Genomic DNA, 15,257 nt, shown 5'->3' on the forward strand with positions numbered 1-15,257 from the left:
GTGCGGATATACGAAGCAAAAGTGCAGGAAGATATTTATCTTTCAAGGTTTTGCGACAAAGTAGCCCGTGCAAATCCGATTGATCCGAAGGACAGTCGTTATATTTGCGAACTCCCACGTCAAATCCCTTGTTCGGGATACCAACCCGCACGGCGGGCTTTTCCTTGGATTTCACAAATATAACGACTGCCATTCCAATCAAATTAATGGGTCCTGACCCTAGGGAACAGCATCTTGTTGAAATGCCGGTTCCGTGATCCGATCTCTTGATCTGCTATTATATAAACGTGCAGGTTCAAAAAATCGAATTCTGATTGCAACCCGGTCAAGGCCGGGCGCAAAATCGCCGCGTACAAGACGACCACGATCAGAGGGATATATAGTGCCCGCCGTACCGCGCAGTTCGAAACCGATCTTCAGCATTGCCCTGAGGCCGCCGCGTTCCCTGTCACGGCGCGGGGCGCGCAATGTTGTTTTCCTGCTGGCGGGGGCGACAACGACGATTGGCTTGATCTTTTGGTCGGTGGGGGCGTGGCCGGTGATCGGCTTTTTGGGTGTTGATGTGATTTTCCTCGCCCTGGCATTTCATTTCAGTTTCAGGGCCGCGCGCCAAGAAGAACGGATTGAGTTGCATCCGGGGAATTTACGGGTGACACGAATCCCGGTGCGTGGCCGACGCCAGCAATATGATTTTCAGCCATATTGGCTGCGCGTTGTTCTTGAACGAGGCGAAGACGCGCAGTGCAGTCTTTTTTTGCAAACACATGGCAAAAGTCTGGAAATTGCCGGTTTTCTCGGGCCCGATGAAAAGGCCGATCTGGCCTCGCGACTTGAAGACGTGTTGCGTAAAAACCGTTGCTATCCGGCGCAAAACCCTGCCTGAGAAATTAGATTTGCGCGTTTTGCAACCCGGTTATGACCGATTTGAAAAGCGCGAATTTCAAGGATCAAAACCAGCGTTATGCGCCAATTTCGCGTCCCGGATCGGGTCAAAATGCCCGTCATAGGATGAAAATAGGTGTTTGATTGCCAAAATCACCCAAGATTCCCTGTTTTGACCGCTTGCGACTTTGTGGGGACTTTCATATATAGGTGCGCGGGGTAACGAAGAACCCCCAGAAAAATTACGTGTATTAACACCATTGGTCCCAGGAGGTCCTGCGCGGCGCTTCATAGCGAAGGCTGCGGGACGGACCGGCCGCTAAAAGAGGAACTTACTATGGGCAAAATTATTGGTATCGATCTTGGCACCACAAACTCATGCGTTGCAGTCATGGACGGCAAAGAAGCCCGCGTGATTGAAAACAGTGAAGGTGCCCGTACCACGCCATCAATGGTCGCATTCACCGATGACGATGAACGTCTTGTCGGTCAGCCTGCAAAACGTCAGGCTGTGACCAACCCGGAAAACACCCTGTTTGCGATCAAGCGTCTGATCGGCCGTCGTTACAGCGACGCTGAAGTCGAAAAAGACAAGGATCTGGTGCCGTACAAAATTATTGCCGGCGAAAACGGTGATGCATGGGTTGAAGTCAATGGCGAGAAAATGGCCCCGAGCCAGATCGCAGCCATGGTACTTCAGAAAATGAAGGAAACCGCAGAAGGCCATCTTGGCGAGCCGGTGACCGAAGCCGTGATTACTGTACCTGCGTATTTCAACGATTCGCAGCGTCAGGCAACCAAAGACGCCGGTAAAATCGCCGGTCTTGATGTTAAACGTATCATCAACGAGCCGACGGCAGCTGCCTTGGCCTATGGCCTGGATAAAAAAGAAGCTGGCACTGTGGTTGTTTATGACCTTGGTGGCGGTACTTTTGACGTGTCGGTTTTGGAAATCGGCGATGGTGTTTTCGAAGTTAAATCAACCAACGGCGATACCTTCCTTGGTGGTGAAGATTTCGACAAACAGATCATTGATTACCTTGCTGACGAGTTCAAAAAAGAACAGCAGATCGATCTTCGTAAAGACCGTCTGGCCCTGCAGCGTCTGAAAGAAGCCGCTGAAAAAGCCAAGATCGAGCTTTCCTCGTCGATGCAGACAGATGTGAACCTTCCGTTCATCACCGCAGACGCATCGGGTCCGAAGCACCTGAACATCAAACTGTCGCGTGCGAAGCTTGAAGGTCTGGTTGGCGATCTGATCGAACGCACCATGACGCCGTGTAAAGCCGCATTGAAAGATGCCGGCATCACCGCAGGCGAAATTGATGACGTGATCCTGGTTGGCGGCATGACCCGTATGCCGAAAGTTCAGGAACGCGTAAAAGAATTCTTTGGCCGTGAGCCGCACAAAGGTGTGAACCCGGACGAAGTTGTTGCACTTGGTGCGGCCATTCAGGGTGGTGTCTTGCAGGGTGACGTTAAAGACGTCCTGCTGCTTGATGTTACTCCGCTGTCGCTGGGTATTGAGACTCTTGGTGGTGTCTTCACCCGTTTGATCGACCGTAACACCACGATCCCGACCCGCAAGTCGCAGACTTTCTCGACCGCTGAAGACAATCAGACGGCCGTGACCATCCGCGTCTTCCAGGGCGAACGTGAAATGGCGGCTGATAACAAGATGCTTGGCCAGTTTGATCTGGTTGGTATCCCGCCGGCACCGCGCGGTGTTCCGCAGATCGAAGTGACTTTTGACATTGATGCCAACGGTATCGTCAACGTGTCTGCCAAAGATAAGGCAACCAACAAGGAACAGCAGATCCGCATTCAGGCATCTGGTGGTCTTGGCGATGACGAAATCGAAAAAATGGTCAAAGACGCGGAAAGCAATGCCGAGTCTGATAAACAGCGTAAGGCACTTGTTGAAGCCCGTAACCAGGCCGAAGCCGTTATTCACGCGACCGAGAAAAACCTGACCGAGCATGGCGACAAGGTTGACGATGCAACCAAGTCAGAAATCGAAAACGCCCTGTCGGCTTTGAAAGAAGCCAAGGACGGTGAAGATGCCGATGCGATCACCGCAAAGGTCAACGAACTTCAGCAGGCTGCGATGAAACTTGGCGAAGCCATGTATCAGGCCCAGCAGGCAGAAGACGGTGGCGCAGAAGGTGACGCTGCGGATGCAGGTGCGTCAGCACAGGCTGATGACGGTGTTGTTGATGCCGACTTCGAAGAAGTCGACGACAACAAAAAAGATAAATAAGACGACCGCAGAGGTCGTCTTTAACGACGCCCTGTAAATAAAAATCGGGCCGTTCCGGACGCAGAAACTGCTGGGACGGCCCGACCGTATTTCGGAGTTACAGATGGCGAAAGAAGATTACTACGAGCTGTTGGGTGTCAGTAAAGACGCCAGCGCGGCCGAGCTCAAAAGCGCCTATCGCAAGCAGGCCATGAAATTCCACCCGGATAAAAATCCGGGCAATACCGAAGCCGAAGTTAAATTCAAGCAGGTCAACGAAGCTTACGAAATCCTCAAGGATGACGAAAAGCGCGCGGCCTATGATCGTTTTGGTCATGCTGCCTTTGAACAGGGTGGTCCCGGTGGGGGCGGCTTTGGAGGTGGTGGCTTTGGCGGCGGCGGTTTCGGTGGCGGCGGATTTTCCGACGTCTTCGACGAAATCTTTGGCGCCATGGGTGGCGGTGGTCGCCGTGGTGGCGGTGGATCGTCACGCGGTGCTGACCTGCGCTACAACATGGCGATCACGCTCGAAGAAGCCTTCGACGGTAAGAAAGCCGAAATCACCATTCCGGGATCGGTTTCGTGTGAAGAATGTGACGGTACCGGTGCAGAAGCCGGTTCCCAGCCTGTGACCTGCCCGACCTGTAATGGCCACGGTAAAGTCCGTGCCCAGCAAGGGTTCTTTACCATTGAACGCACCTGCCCGAGCTGCCATGGCAAGGGCAAGATCGTTAAAAATCCGTGCAAATCGTGCCACGGGGTCGGTCGCGTTGAAAAGGAAAAGACCCTGCAGGTCACGATCCCGCAAGGGGTTGAGGACGGCACACGCATTCGCCTTTCAAGCGAAGGTGAGGCCGGGACCAATGGGGCACCAGCGGGTGATCTTTATATCTTCCTTGATATTGCGCATCACCGGTTCTTCCAGCGTGAAGGGGCCAACCTGTATTGCCGGATTCCGATCCCGATGGGCAAGGCTGCCCTTGGGGGTACCATAGAGGTGCCGACCATTGAAGGCACGCGCACCCGGATCAACATTCCTGCCGGGACCCAGTCGGGTCAGCAGCTTCGGCTGCGGGGCAAGGGCATGACCATCCTGCGCTCACAGGCGCGCGGGGACATGTTTGTTGAAATCAGTGTCGAAACGCCGGTCAATTTGACCGACCGCCAGAAAGAACTTTTGGAAGAATTCGACGAGATTTCGCGTGCAGAAGGCTCCAGCCCGGAAAGCGAAGGCTTCTTTTCCAAGATGAAAGAAATCTGGAAAGACCTGACCGATTAGGCACCATGCAATATCGTTCCGGTTTTGGAACGAAAAAGGATTTAACCCCACTCTGTTATGCGGAGTGGGGTTTTTCTTTGGCCGGATGGCTTGGCCAAGGGTGGCTTTTGACGAAATCAATAAAGGTCCTCAAGGGTGTCGGGACAAGCCGACGCCCCGGATAATACAGTTTGGGCCCCGGAAACCGCGGCCACCAGTCCGACAGCACCGGGACGAGTGCTCCGCTGTCAAAATAGGGCTGGAGCCAGTCTTCAAACAGATAAAGGATGCCTGTGCCCTGACAAGCGGCCACAGTCGCAAGGTCGGTCCCGCCGCCCGGCCGGACAAGCAACGGACCGGTCGGGTTGAGTTCGATGGTTTCATCCCCGCGTTCAAATTCCCACGGATGTAGTGCCCCGCTGGCAAAGCGGCCACGCAGGCAGGCATGGTCCAGAAGGTCACGGGGATGTTCGGGTATGCCGTGCTGTTTTAGATATCCGGGCGATGCGGCAGCGGCAAAACGCTGGCTGCGCGGGCCAATCGGAATGGCGATCATGTCCTGTTCAAGGCTTTCATCATACCGGATGCCGGCATCGCATCCTTCGGCCAGAACGTCGACAAAGCTCTCTTCGGTGATGATTTCGACCCGGATACCGGGATAGGCGGCCAGAAAGGCCGGGATGATATCGGGCAGGACAAGACGGGCGGCACTGACCGGGACATTCAGCTTAAGGGTCCCGACCGGCCGGTCCCGATAGCTGTTAACGACATCAAGTGCGAGTTCCATTTCATCAAGTGCTGGGGAAAGCCGTTGCAACAGTCCTTCTCCGGCCTCGGTCAGGGCGACACTGCGCGTGCTGCGGTTAAACAGCCGCACGCCAAGTTGCGATTCAAGGCGGCGAACCTGATCGCTTAAGCGCGATGCGCTGCCGTTGCTCAGGCGGGCACCTTCGCGAAAACCCCCGGCGCGCGCGACCGTGACAAAGGCGGTGATGGTGGCCAGATCCAGTTTCATTGTTCCAAATTCCGTACAGCTTGTATCAATTGTAGCGGATTGTTGATCACGGGAATAGGCGTTAGCGTCCTGTCAGACAGAAATCCTGATAGGAAGGAGAATTCCCATGACCATGATCGAACAGGCAGGAACATTTACGATTGGTGATTTGACGGTGAACCGCATGGGCTATGGCGCGATGCAGTTGGCTGGGCCGGGGGTGTTTGGCCCGCCAAAGGACCGGAATGAGGCGATTGCGGTTTTACATGCCGCCCGCGAAGCCGGGGTCAATCACATCGATACCAGCGACTTTTACGGGCCGCACATCACCAACCAACTGATCAAGGAAGCGCTTCATCCTTATCAGGATGATTTGGTGATTGTGACCAAGATCGCGGCAAAACGCGGCGATGATGGTGCTTGGTTGCCAGCCCTGTCGCCCGAGGAACTGACATCGGCGGTGCATGACAATTTGCGCAATCTTGGGGTTGAGGCGATTGATGTTGTCAATTTCAGGTCCATGCACGGGCTTCATGGCCCGGCGGAAGGATCGATAGAACAACAGGTGACCGTGCTTGCCGAGTTACAGCGCAAGGGTTTGATCAAGCATATCGGTCTGTCAAACGTCACACCGACCCAGGTTGCCGAAGGGCGCAAGATTTGCGACATCGCCTGTGTCCAGAATCAGTACAACCTTGCCCATCGCGATGACGACGGTTTGATTGACGATCTGGCGGCGGATGGCATTCCCTATGTACCGTTTTTCCCGCTTGGGGGCTTTTCGCCATTGCAGTCAGAAACCTTGTCACAGGTTGCCAAACGTCTTGAGGCATCGCCGATGCAGGTCGCGCTTGCGTGGTTATTACAGCGGTCCCCCAATATCCTGCTTATTCCGGGGACATCGTCGCGCGAACACTTGTCACAGAACCTTGCGGCGGCGGGTTTGACGATCCCGGCGGATGAGATTGCCGAGCTTAATGCGATTGCGGCACAGGCGGTGACATCAGCCTGAATGGGCTGATGCTGGTCTTTTGCGCATTTCCGATGATTTCATCGTGCGGCGGCATGTGATAAAGCAATCACACGTTTGAAATTACGGATCCTAGGAGACCGGAAATGAAAGTCGGGATTGTTGGTTGTGCTGGCCGGATGGGCCGGATGCTGGTGAATGAAACGGCCAAGACCAAGGGATGTGACGTTGGTGGTGGCACGGATCTTCCGGGCAGTTCATTCATTGGCAAGGACGTCACCTTGATTGCCGGTCTGGAAGAAAGTGGCGTTCTGGTTGGTGACGATCCCAAGGCACTGTTTGAAACCGTCGATGCGGTGATTGATTTCACCGCCCCGGCGGCCACCATGAAACATGCGAAACTGGCTTCTGAGACCGGTACCATCCTTGTGATTGGTACGACCGGCCTTTCCAATGATCAGAAAGACGAGTTGAAAGTTGCGGCGCAAAACGCCCCGATCATTTTTGCCCCGAACATGAGTGTCGGTGTCAATCTTGCCTTTGCACTGGTCGAAAAGGTGGCAGCGGTTCTTGATAAGGACGTGGCAGACATCGAAATCGTTGAAATGCATCATAAGCACAAGGTCGATGCGCCGTCGGGTACTGCCCTTGGCCTTGGTGAAGCCGCTGCCAAGGGGCGTGGTGTTGTGCTTGATGATGTGTCGGTGCGATCACGCGACGGGCATACAGGTGCGCGTGAAGATGGCACAATCGGCTTTGCCACCCTGCGTGGTGGGGATGTTGTCGGTGATCATACGGTTGTCTTTGCCTGCGAGGGTGAGCGCATCGAGATCACCCACAAGGCATCCTCACGCGAAGTGTTCGCCAAGGGGGCCGTGCGGGCAGCAAAATGGGCCGAAGGCAAGGCGCCGGGACTTTATTCCATGCGCGATGTCTTGGGGCTTTAAGCCTGACATCGGACGTGTCACAGCCGACTTTATACCGTGAGATGATTAACACCGGCCAGAGACATCAGGCCGGTGTTTTTATTGGCTATCGACGGCTTTGGTTTCTGGCCGCAAAGGCATTATGTTGGCAACCTCATCGGGGATGCATGCGGGGGGCATGCAGCTTAACCGGTCAAGACCCTTGTTAAAGGCATCACGTTGCCTAAGGCCCTGTGATGAGGGCGGGAATCCGACATGCAATGTTTGTTCGATCACCAGATGCGGGTTGTAGATGACAAGGTTTTCCGCATCGCGAAGGCCGGGATTATTCTGAAGAAGGTAGCGGGCAACATTGTGATCAATCACGGCCACTTCGACATGGCCGGTAATGAGTTGGCGCAGAAGAGTTTCATCGTCGCGCATACCAAAGGAATTCATGCTGGTACTTTCGAGCATGGCGACCAAGTGTGATTCATAGCCATAGCCCTTGACATAGCCGACGGCATATTCTTTGAGGTCGCTAAGGTTTTCCCAAGAAAATTCAGTTGAACGCAAATGTACAAAGCCGAGCGGACTGGTGCCGATTGGTTCGGAAAACAGGAACTGACGACGCCGTTCAGGGGTGTCATAAAGCGGAAATATGGCTTCAAACCCGCGATTGTTCAGGATGTTTAAAAGTGCGCGCTTCCAAGGATAGACTTCAATTGTGTGGTCGATATCGACCTGATCAAAGGCTGCGGTTACCACACGCGATAGAAGTCCACCATCCGGCAGATTGACAGTGCTATAGGGCGGCCAGTCCAGCGTGACGAGGTTAATAACCGGTTTTGTAAAATGCCCAAGGTTATCGGCGCGTACCGTTTGGATCGACACTATCAGCGCAACACACATGATCAAAGCACCCCACATAATCTTCTGGGCGATCAATCGGCGTTGCACCGGAACACGCATTGTTTCCTCCCTCTGCCCGCAGAAACCTATCCATAAGTGGTGATTCCGGTCAAGGTTCGAAAGGCTATTTTATTAGATTTATATTGTATTAATTGGTGTATTGTTCGTGTTTATAAACAATCACAGATGCTTAATAAGGATTATTTAATGTAGTGGTGCGACGGCAAGGCGCAGGACCAAGTGGCAAAAGAAAAACCTCGGCATTTTGACAGATGCCGAGGTTTTAAATGATCGAGGGGGATGATCTAATGCGCATCCGCCCAGCTATCGCCAATGCCCGCATCGACTATCAGCGGGACCGACAGATGGGCGGCATTTTCCATGACATCACGGATGATTTTGATGGCTTTTTCGGCCTCGTCTTCCGGGGCTTCAAAGATCAATTCATCGTGGACCTGCAACAGCATCCGGGTTTTAAGGCCCGCATCAACCAAAGCACCGGGAACCGCGATCATCGCGCGTTTGATGATATCGGCCGCACCGCCCTGAATAGGGGCGTTGATGGCTGCACGCTCGCCAAAGCTTCGGCGCATGCCATTTTTATCGTTGATGCCATTGATATGGATGTTGCGGCCAAACAAGGTGCGGACATGGCCATGTTTTTTGGCAAATTCCTTGGCCTGATCCATGTAATCGCGAATGCCGGGGTAAATTTCGAAATAGGCTTCGATGAAGGCCTTGGCTTCTTTTTGTCCAATGCCGAGCTGATTGGCCAGACCAAAGGCAGATATGCCATAGATGATGCCAAAGTTAATTGCCTTGGCCTTACGGCGCACCATCGGGTCCATGCCTTCAATCGGGACACCAAACACCTTTGATGCGGTCGCAGCGTGGATATCTTCGCCATTTTTGAACGCTTCGCGGAGCGCATCAATTTCGGCAACATGGGCCAGAAGACGCAGCTCGATTTGCGAATAGTCGGCAGAAATAAGCTTACAGCCCTTATCGGCGACAAAGGCGGTGCGGATTTTGCGGCCTTCTTCGCTGCGGATCGGGATGTTTTGCAGGTTCGGATCGTTTGACGACAATCGGCCGGTATTCACATTGGTTTGACCGTAACTTGTATGAACGCGCCCGGTCAGCGGGTTAACGTGGTGGGCCAGCGCATCGGTGTAAGTACTTTTAAGTTTTGATAGTTGGCGCCATTCCAAAATCTTTGTTGGCAGGTCATGGCCCAAGGCAGCCAATCCTTCAAGAACGTCAGCACCGGTTTGCCATGCGCCGGTTTTGGTTTTTTTGCCGCCAGGCAGGCTCATTTTATCAAACAGAATTTCGCCAAGCTGCTTGGGACTGCCAAGGTTGAACGGTTCACCGGCCATTTCATGGATGGTTTTTTCGAGTATCGCCATGCGTTTGGCAAAGTCATCCGACAGGTTTTTAAGGATGTCGGTATCAACCTTAACCCCCAACCGTTCCATTTTGGCCAAGACCGGCACCAATGGGCGGTCCAGCGTTTCATAGACGCTTGCCATATGTTCCTGAGCAATGCGGGGTTTGAGCAACCGATGCAGGCGAAGGGTGATATCGGCATCCTCGGCGGCATAGTCCAGCGCCTTATCAAGCGGGACCTGATCAAAGGTGATCTGGGTTTTGCCCGACCCGCAAACCTCCGAGAACTTTATTGGCTGGTAATCAAGATGCAGGTCAGCCAGTTCGTCCATGCCATGTCCGTGGCTGGTGCCATCAAGGACATAGGACAGGACCATGGTGTCATCCATCGGGGCGACATCAATGCCATGACGCGACAGAACAATCATATCGTATTTCAGGTTTTGACCGATTTTCAGAACACCGCTGTCCTGCAACAACGGTTTGATCAGCTCAATGGCGCGATCAAGCGCGATTTGTTTGGGGATGTCGGCCTTTGCAGGGGTTTCTTCGGCATCGCCAAAATCAAAGCCACCCTGTGTGCCTTTGGCTTCGCTGTTTTCAGCACTCTTGCCGTGCCCCAGCGGGATGTAACAGCCATTTCCTGGCTCGGTCGAAAGTGAAATGCCAACCAGTTTGGCCTGATGGGCATCAAGGGACGTGGTTTCGGTATCGACCGCAACTGTCCCGGCATATTCGGCCTTTGCAATCCAGTGCTTTAGACGTTCTTCATCCTGCACAAGTTCATATTCGGCCTTTTCGACGTTGATTTTATTGACACCGACACCGGGCTGGATCGGGCTTTCAAATTCAATATCGCCGCCAAATTTTGCTTTTACTTTAGAAAGCAGTGATTTAAAGCCGTGACTTGCGATAAAGCTTAAAAGAACTTCTGCGTCGGGTTCTTTTAATTCAAACTCACTGATCTGCTCAACCACCGGAACGTCGGTTTTCAGGGTGACCAGACGTCGCGAAATACGGGCCAGTTCGGCATTCTCAATCAGTTTTTCGCGGCGCTTGGGCTGTTTGATTTCGCCTGCGCGCTCCAGTAGAGAATCAAGATCACCATATTCATCAATAAGTTGGGATGCGGTCTTAATGCCAATGCCCGGAACACCGGGGACGTTATCGACAGAATCACCAGCAAGTGCCTGAATATCGATGACTTTGTTTGGAGAAACACCAAACTTCTCCATCACCTCGGCAGCACCAATGGTGCGATTCTTCATCGCATCAAACATTTGCACCCGGTCGGTGACAAGCTGCATCAAATCCTTGTCCGAAGATACGATAATGACGTCAGAACCTTCGGCTTCGGCCTGACGGGCATAGGTCGCGATCAGGTCGTCGGCCTCATATCCTTCGAGCTCGATCGACGGCAGGTTGAACGCCCGGGTCGCATCGCGGATCAGGCCAAACTGCGGCACCAGTTCTTCGGGCGCTGGTGGGCGGTGTGCCTTATATTCGGGATAGAAATCATTGCGGAACGTCTTGCCCTTGGGATCAAAAATGACCGCCATATGGTCGGGCTTGGTGTCTTCGCGCAGTTTCATCAGCATGGTACAGAAACCATACACCGCGTTCACCGGTGTGCCGTCCGGACTGGTCATCGGCGGCAGGGCATGGAAAGCGCGGAAAATAAAGCCGGAACCGTCAACCAGCACGACGCGGCGCGGTTTTTGTCCGCTGGACGTCTTGGTGTCGGATGGGGCGGAATCTGTCATGCGTCTCTTGCTCTTATGTTCGAGGATAATGTTGGCCCGCAGAATGCCCGATCCGTGTCGGTAAGTCGAGGGCGCGGTGCCGCCCACGATCAAAAACCGCGCCTGTCTCCTGACAAAAACGGGTGGCAAAGTGTCGGCCTTTGACGCTGGCTTGATGTATATTTCGATATCAAAACAAATAAGCTAAATACCGGGAGCTGGACGATTTTTGGCGGACGGTCTGTTTGTGCTTATCGTTCTGCTGCGGTGTTGCTATGGTGATGCGATAACTTCATCCCAAGGGACATGGGAGATCCGGTTCGTGGCCCGGAAAACAAGCAAGCCGGAATTTAGCCCAAAGGGCATCGGCGTTGAAACTGCAGGTCCGGTACGTGAGCTTTCAGATGATATGAGGCTCTCAACCCGGCAAGGCAAAAAGAAGCAGGGTGATCGTCGCGGGGTAGCTGCGAACGATACAGGATGGCGCCGATTTTTTAGCGTCAGTGCATGGCTGCGTTTTGTCCTGACTTTTGGTAGTTTTGGGTTGGTTCTGCATGGCTTGTTCATTGTCTTTGGCGTGTATGAACGCAATGAACGCCTTGCAAACTTTGATCACTTTGTCTTGCTGATCAAACTCGTGGTGTTTGTCGCGTTGATGTATCTGTTTTACGCCATGCTGATGCATTACGGGCCCATTCGGCACAAGGTTCGGGGCATTTTCTTTTTGGCGCTTGCCCCGGTGGCCGCCCTTTGCATTTTTATGATCTATGGCGGTGGTGCGCTTTTTGGCAGCTTCATCCCGGTTTTACAGTTCCTGATCCTGACGGTCGGGGTTGGTGGATTTTTGCTGTATGTTCTTGGCTACACATGGATAACCGGACGTAAGGTGCGCCGTGAAACGGTAAAATATGGCGATTTCACACCGGCAGGCGACCCAATAGGCTCGGCGGGTCATGGTAACCTGCCGCCCGGTGTGCGACAGGATCGCCGCAAAGTTCACAAAGCAGGCAACCTGCGGCTGCGCAGTACCGATGGCCGTGGTGATGCAACGGGCGGGGGATCTGGAAACGGCAATGGTGGCAAGGTCCGTTTGCCGGAAATCTAACGCATTCTGAACCATGAGCAGCGGAGGGCCTTTATGCGCCGCGACTTGATTTTTATCCACAGTGCAGGAAAACAGGGCGGAGATGACGGCAGTAGCCGGTTTCTGGCCCGGCTTGAAGCCGCGCTGGACGGCCTGTTTCGCATTGTCGCACCAGAAATGCCGACACCGGAGTGCCCCGACGTTGAACTATGGCTACGCGAAATCGACCGTTTGGTTTCCAACAGCAAGTCTGATGCCCGACCAGGGGCGGTGCTTGCCGGTCATTCGTTTGGTGGGTCAACGATTTTGCAATATCTCGGGCGGAATCGTGAAATATACCGTGATGATAACTGGTTATCGGCGGCTTTTAGCATTTCAGCACCGTTTTGGGGCCTAAAAGACTGGGAAGTGACGGATTTTGCCTTGTCTGCGCCAGAAATTGCCGCATTACAGGGTCTAAAAGACCTGTATTTCTGTCATAGTGCGGATGATCGCATCGTGCCGCCGGAACATCAGGACGCTTACGCTGATCATTTTCCCCATGCGGGCTGCATCCGGCTTAGATCAGCCGGGCACTTGTTGTCAGACGGGGATGCTGACGATCTGATTGAAAAGATCGCCGCATTCGCCTGATCAGGAATGATTTTCCAGAACGACACCGGCCAGATACAGCGACCCAAGGATTAAAATCCGCGATGGTGCCGGGATTTCTGTCAGCAAAACCTCAACCGCCTGTTTGAGGTCGCTACAAGCGTGGCTTTTGGTAATGCCGCAATCGCGCCCGGCGTTTTGCAGGGTGATCGCATCATGCGCCTCATGATCGCCGGGGATAACAATTCCCGCCAAGGCCGATACATGGGGTGCCAGTGGTGCCAGAAAGGCAACAGGGTCGCGGTTATCAAGCATACCGACAAGCACAAGCGTATCGCCCTTTGGCTGCTGTGACAGCCATTCAGAGATCACCTCGGCGGCGGCGATATTATGGCCGCCATCAAGGATAAGCTCACAATTTTCCGGCAGGGCGTCGATCAGCGGACCTTTTTTAAGGCGCTGCAAGCGTGCGGGCCAGTGCGCTGTCCGCAATCCATTGGCCAGAACATCCACATCCATGCCGTTACAGCCGGGGATATTTGCCTTGCGCACCGCGGCAATCGCCGTGGCGGCGTTGACATATTGATGCCGACCGGGAAGGGCAGGCCGTGGCAGGTTTAATGTGTCGCGCCCGATGCGCAGCGTAAAACCATCAGCCGTTTCGTCAACGACGTCAAAATCATTGAAAATGGTCGCGTTGATCGTATTGGCGTGACGGGTCAGCGTGTCAAAAGCTTCGAGGGGTTGCGGGGCCAGAATGCTGATGACCCCCGGCTTCATGATCCCGGCCTTTTCAAAGGCAATTTTGGCAATCGTATCGCCAAGGAACCCCTGATGATCAAGCGAGATTGGCGTGATCACGGTTGCCGCAGGGGTATCAAGCACATTGGATGCGTCCACCCGTCCACCCAGTCCGGTTTCAAGGATCAGCACATCGCCGGGAATGCGCGCAAAGGCCAGAAATGCCGCAGCCTGCGCAATTTCAAAGAAGGTGATGGAATCGCCGCTATTAACGGTTTCGACTTCTTCGAGCAGGTCACAAAGCGCCTGTTCGGAAATCTGCGCACCGGCAACGACAATACGTTCGTGAAAACGCACAAGATGCGGGGATGTCGAGCAATGAACCCGAAGGCCTGCGGCCTCATAAATCGCGCGCAAATAAGCCTGGGTGGACCCCTTGCCGTTGGTGCCGGCCAAATGAATGACAGGCGGCAGACTCAGGTGCGGATTACCAAGCTTTTCAAGAAGCCCGGTAATCCGCCCGAGTGAAAGATCAATGACTTTCGGGTGCAACTGACCAAGGCGCGCAATGATTGCATCGCTTCGGGCAGTGTTACTTGTCTGCTTTGGCACCTTTGGTGTCCGGCTTTTTCTTGGCATCCTTGATCGGGACAATCGACGCACCGGGTTTGGTGCGGCGGATCATGTCAATCAGGCGGCCAAAGGTCGCGTTCAATTCGTTGCGCGGAACCACCATATCGACCATGCCATGGTCCAGCAGATATTCTGCCGTCTGGAAGTCATCGGGTAGTTTTTCGCGAATGGTGTTTTCAATTACACGCCGACCGGCAAAGCCGATCTGGGCACCCGGTTCGGCAACCTGAATGTCACCGAGCATGGCAAAGGATGCCGAAACACCCCCCGTGGTCGGATCGGTCAGCAGCACGAAATAGGGCAGGCCCTTTTCCTTGACCTTTTCAATCGCAGCCGTGGTGCGCGCCATCTGCATCAGGCTAAGGATGCCTTCTTGCATACGTGCACCGCCCGATGCCGGGACGATGATCAAAGCCGCATCCTGAACCGATGCCAGTTCGGCCGCGGCAACGATGCCCTCGCCAACCGCGATCCCCATCGACCCGCCCATAAAGGAGAAATCGAAAACGGCAATCACCGTCGCATGACCACCGACCTCACCATGGGCAACAGCCAGCGCATCCTTATAGGTTGCTTTGGCTTGGGCTGCTTTAAGGCGGTCAGTGTATTTTTTCTGATCGCGGAATTTCAGCGGATCAACCGGAACATTCGGCAGTTCGATGGTTTGGTATTTACCCCCATCAAACAGGAGTTCAAGACGGTTTTGCGCGGAAATCCGCATGTGATGCCCACAATGCTGGCAAACATGATTGTTCTTTGCCAGGTCACGGTGGAAAATCATCTGTTCGCATGATTTGCATTTGTGCCAAAGATTTTCGGGCACATCTGTCCGGCGAACAAGTTGTTGAATCTTGGGACGGACGAATTCAGTCAGCCACGACATATCGGATACTGATCCTTAGGTTCTGTCTATATCG

12 protein-coding genes are annotated in these 15,257 nt (G+C 53.8%); 7 read left to right on the forward strand and 5 right to left on the reverse strand.

Translation table 11 applies throughout. The features are described from left to right. The first annotated feature begins 382 nt into the window (after positions 1-382). From AMM48_RS08430 to dnaJ, 3 genes are all read left to right on the forward strand, one after another. Positions 383-883 (forward strand): DUF2244 domain-containing protein, encoded by a 501-nt coding sequence (locus AMM48_RS08430; protein WP_102783659.1) that lies wholly within the window; start codon positions 383-385, stop codon positions 881-883. A gap of 336 nt (positions 884-1,219) precedes the next feature. After that, positions 1,220-3,142 carry a molecular chaperone DnaK gene (dnaK, locus tag AMM48_RS08435; protein ID WP_102783660.1) on the forward strand — a complete coding sequence of 641 codons (1,923 nt, stop codon included), beginning with the start codon at positions 1,220-1,222 and terminating at the stop codon, positions 3,140-3,142. 103 nt (positions 3,143-3,245) lie between these two features. After that, the gene (gene dnaJ / locus AMM48_RS08440; RefSeq protein WP_102783661.1) at positions 3,246-4,400 is read left to right on the forward strand and encodes a molecular chaperone DnaJ; all 1,155 of its coding nucleotides are present in this window, start codon (positions 3,246-3,248) and stop codon (positions 4,398-4,400) included. Positions 4,401-4,455: 55 nt separating this feature from the next. On the opposite strand, the gene AMM48_RS08445 is transcribed toward dnaJ, so the two are convergent. Further along, positions 4,456-5,394 (reverse strand): LysR family transcriptional regulator, encoded by a 939-nt coding sequence (locus AMM48_RS08445; protein ID WP_101301530.1) that lies wholly within the window; start codon positions 5,392-5,394, stop codon positions 4,456-4,458. 106 nt (positions 5,395-5,500) lie between these two features. Here AMM48_RS08445 and AMM48_RS08450 point away from each other — a divergent pair, with 106 nt between their 5' ends. Next, the gene (locus AMM48_RS08450; protein ID WP_102783662.1) at positions 5,501-6,385 is read left to right on the forward strand and encodes an aldo/keto reductase family oxidoreductase; all 885 of its coding nucleotides are present in this window, start codon (positions 5,501-5,503) and stop codon (positions 6,383-6,385) included. A gap of 104 nt (positions 6,386-6,489) precedes the next feature. Then, the gene (dapB, locus tag AMM48_RS08455; RefSeq protein ID WP_102783663.1) at positions 6,490-7,290 is read left to right on the forward strand and encodes a 4-hydroxy-tetrahydrodipicolinate reductase; all 801 of its coding nucleotides are present in this window, start codon (positions 6,490-6,492) and stop codon (positions 7,288-7,290) included. Positions 7,291-7,368: 78 nt separating this feature from the next. Here dapB and AMM48_RS08460 read toward each other — a convergent pair whose 3' ends face one another. Beyond that, on the reverse strand, positions 7,369-8,220 hold the full coding sequence (locus AMM48_RS08460) for a transporter substrate-binding domain-containing protein (protein WP_102783664.1): 852 nt from the start codon (positions 8,218-8,220) through the stop codon (positions 7,369-7,371). A 245-nt stretch (positions 8,221-8,465) separates the two neighbouring features. Continuing rightward, on the reverse strand, positions 8,466-11,312 hold the full coding sequence (polA, locus tag AMM48_RS08465; protein ID WP_102783665.1) for a DNA polymerase I: 2,847 nt from the start codon (positions 11,310-11,312) through the stop codon (positions 8,466-8,468). A gap of 301 nt (positions 11,313-11,613) precedes the next feature. Here polA and AMM48_RS08470 point away from each other — a divergent pair, with 301 nt between their 5' ends. After that, on the forward strand, positions 11,614-12,396 hold the full coding sequence (locus AMM48_RS08470; protein ID WP_181951560.1) for a hypothetical protein: 783 nt from the start codon (positions 11,614-11,616) through the stop codon (positions 12,394-12,396). A 33-nt stretch (positions 12,397-12,429) separates the two neighbouring features. After that, positions 12,430-13,008 (forward strand): alpha/beta hydrolase, encoded by a 579-nt coding sequence (locus AMM48_RS08475; RefSeq protein WP_102783666.1) that lies wholly within the window; start codon positions 12,430-12,432, stop codon positions 13,006-13,008. Here the strand turns inward: AMM48_RS08475 and AMM48_RS08480 are convergent, their stop codons facing one another. Together AMM48_RS08480 and accD are read right to left on the reverse strand one after the other, a co-directional pair. Continuing rightward, positions 13,009-14,319, reverse strand: coding sequence for a folylpolyglutamate synthase/dihydrofolate synthase family protein (locus AMM48_RS08480; protein WP_244271167.1), 1,311 nt, complete (start codon positions 14,317-14,319; stop codon positions 13,009-13,011). Beyond that, on the reverse strand, positions 14,300-15,223 hold the full coding sequence (accD, locus tag AMM48_RS08485) for an acetyl-CoA carboxylase, carboxyltransferase subunit beta (RefSeq protein ID WP_022732839.1): 924 nt from the start codon (positions 15,221-15,223) through the stop codon (positions 14,300-14,302). Before accD ends, AMM48_RS08480 begins: the two co-directional genes overlap by 20 nt. Positions 15,224-15,257: the final 34 nt, after the last annotated feature.

It is taken from the genome of Thalassospira sp. GB04J01, assembly GCF_000751115.1.
Classification (GTDB): Bacteria; Pseudomonadota; Alphaproteobacteria; order Rhodospirillales; family Thalassospiraceae; genus Thalassospira; species Thalassospira lucentensis.

Bases quoted from the DNA above. Each gene is read 5' to 3' on its own strand.
- dapB (WP_102783663.1), top strand. From the start codon at position 6,490: ATGAAAGTCGGGATTGTTGGTTGTGCTGGCCGGATGGGCCGGATGCTG.
- AMM48_RS08445 (WP_101301530.1), bottom strand. From the start codon at position 5,394: ATGAAACTGGATCTGGCCACCATCACCGCCTTTGTCACGGTCGCGCGC.
- AMM48_RS08460 (WP_102783664.1), bottom strand. From the start codon at position 8,220: ATGCGTGTTCCGGTGCAACGCCGATTGATCGCCCAGAAGATTATGTGG.
- polA (WP_102783665.1), bottom strand. From the start codon at position 11,312: ATGACAGATTCCGCCCCATCCGACACCAAGACGTCCAGCGGACAAAAA.
- dnaJ (WP_102783661.1), top strand. From the start codon at position 3,246: ATGGCGAAAGAAGATTACTACGAGCTGTTGGGTGTCAGTAAAGACGCC.
- AMM48_RS08475 (WP_102783666.1), top strand. From the start codon at position 12,430: ATGCGCCGCGACTTGATTTTTATCCACAGTGCAGGAAAACAGGGCGGA.
- AMM48_RS08450 (WP_102783662.1), top strand. From the start codon at position 5,501: ATGACCATGATCGAACAGGCAGGAACATTTACGATTGGTGATTTGACG.
- dnaK (WP_102783660.1), top strand. From the start codon at position 1,220: ATGGGCAAAATTATTGGTATCGATCTTGGCACCACAAACTCATGCGTT.
- accD (WP_022732839.1), bottom strand. From the start codon at position 15,223: ATGTCGTGGCTGACTGAATTCGTCCGTCCCAAGATTCAACAACTTGTT.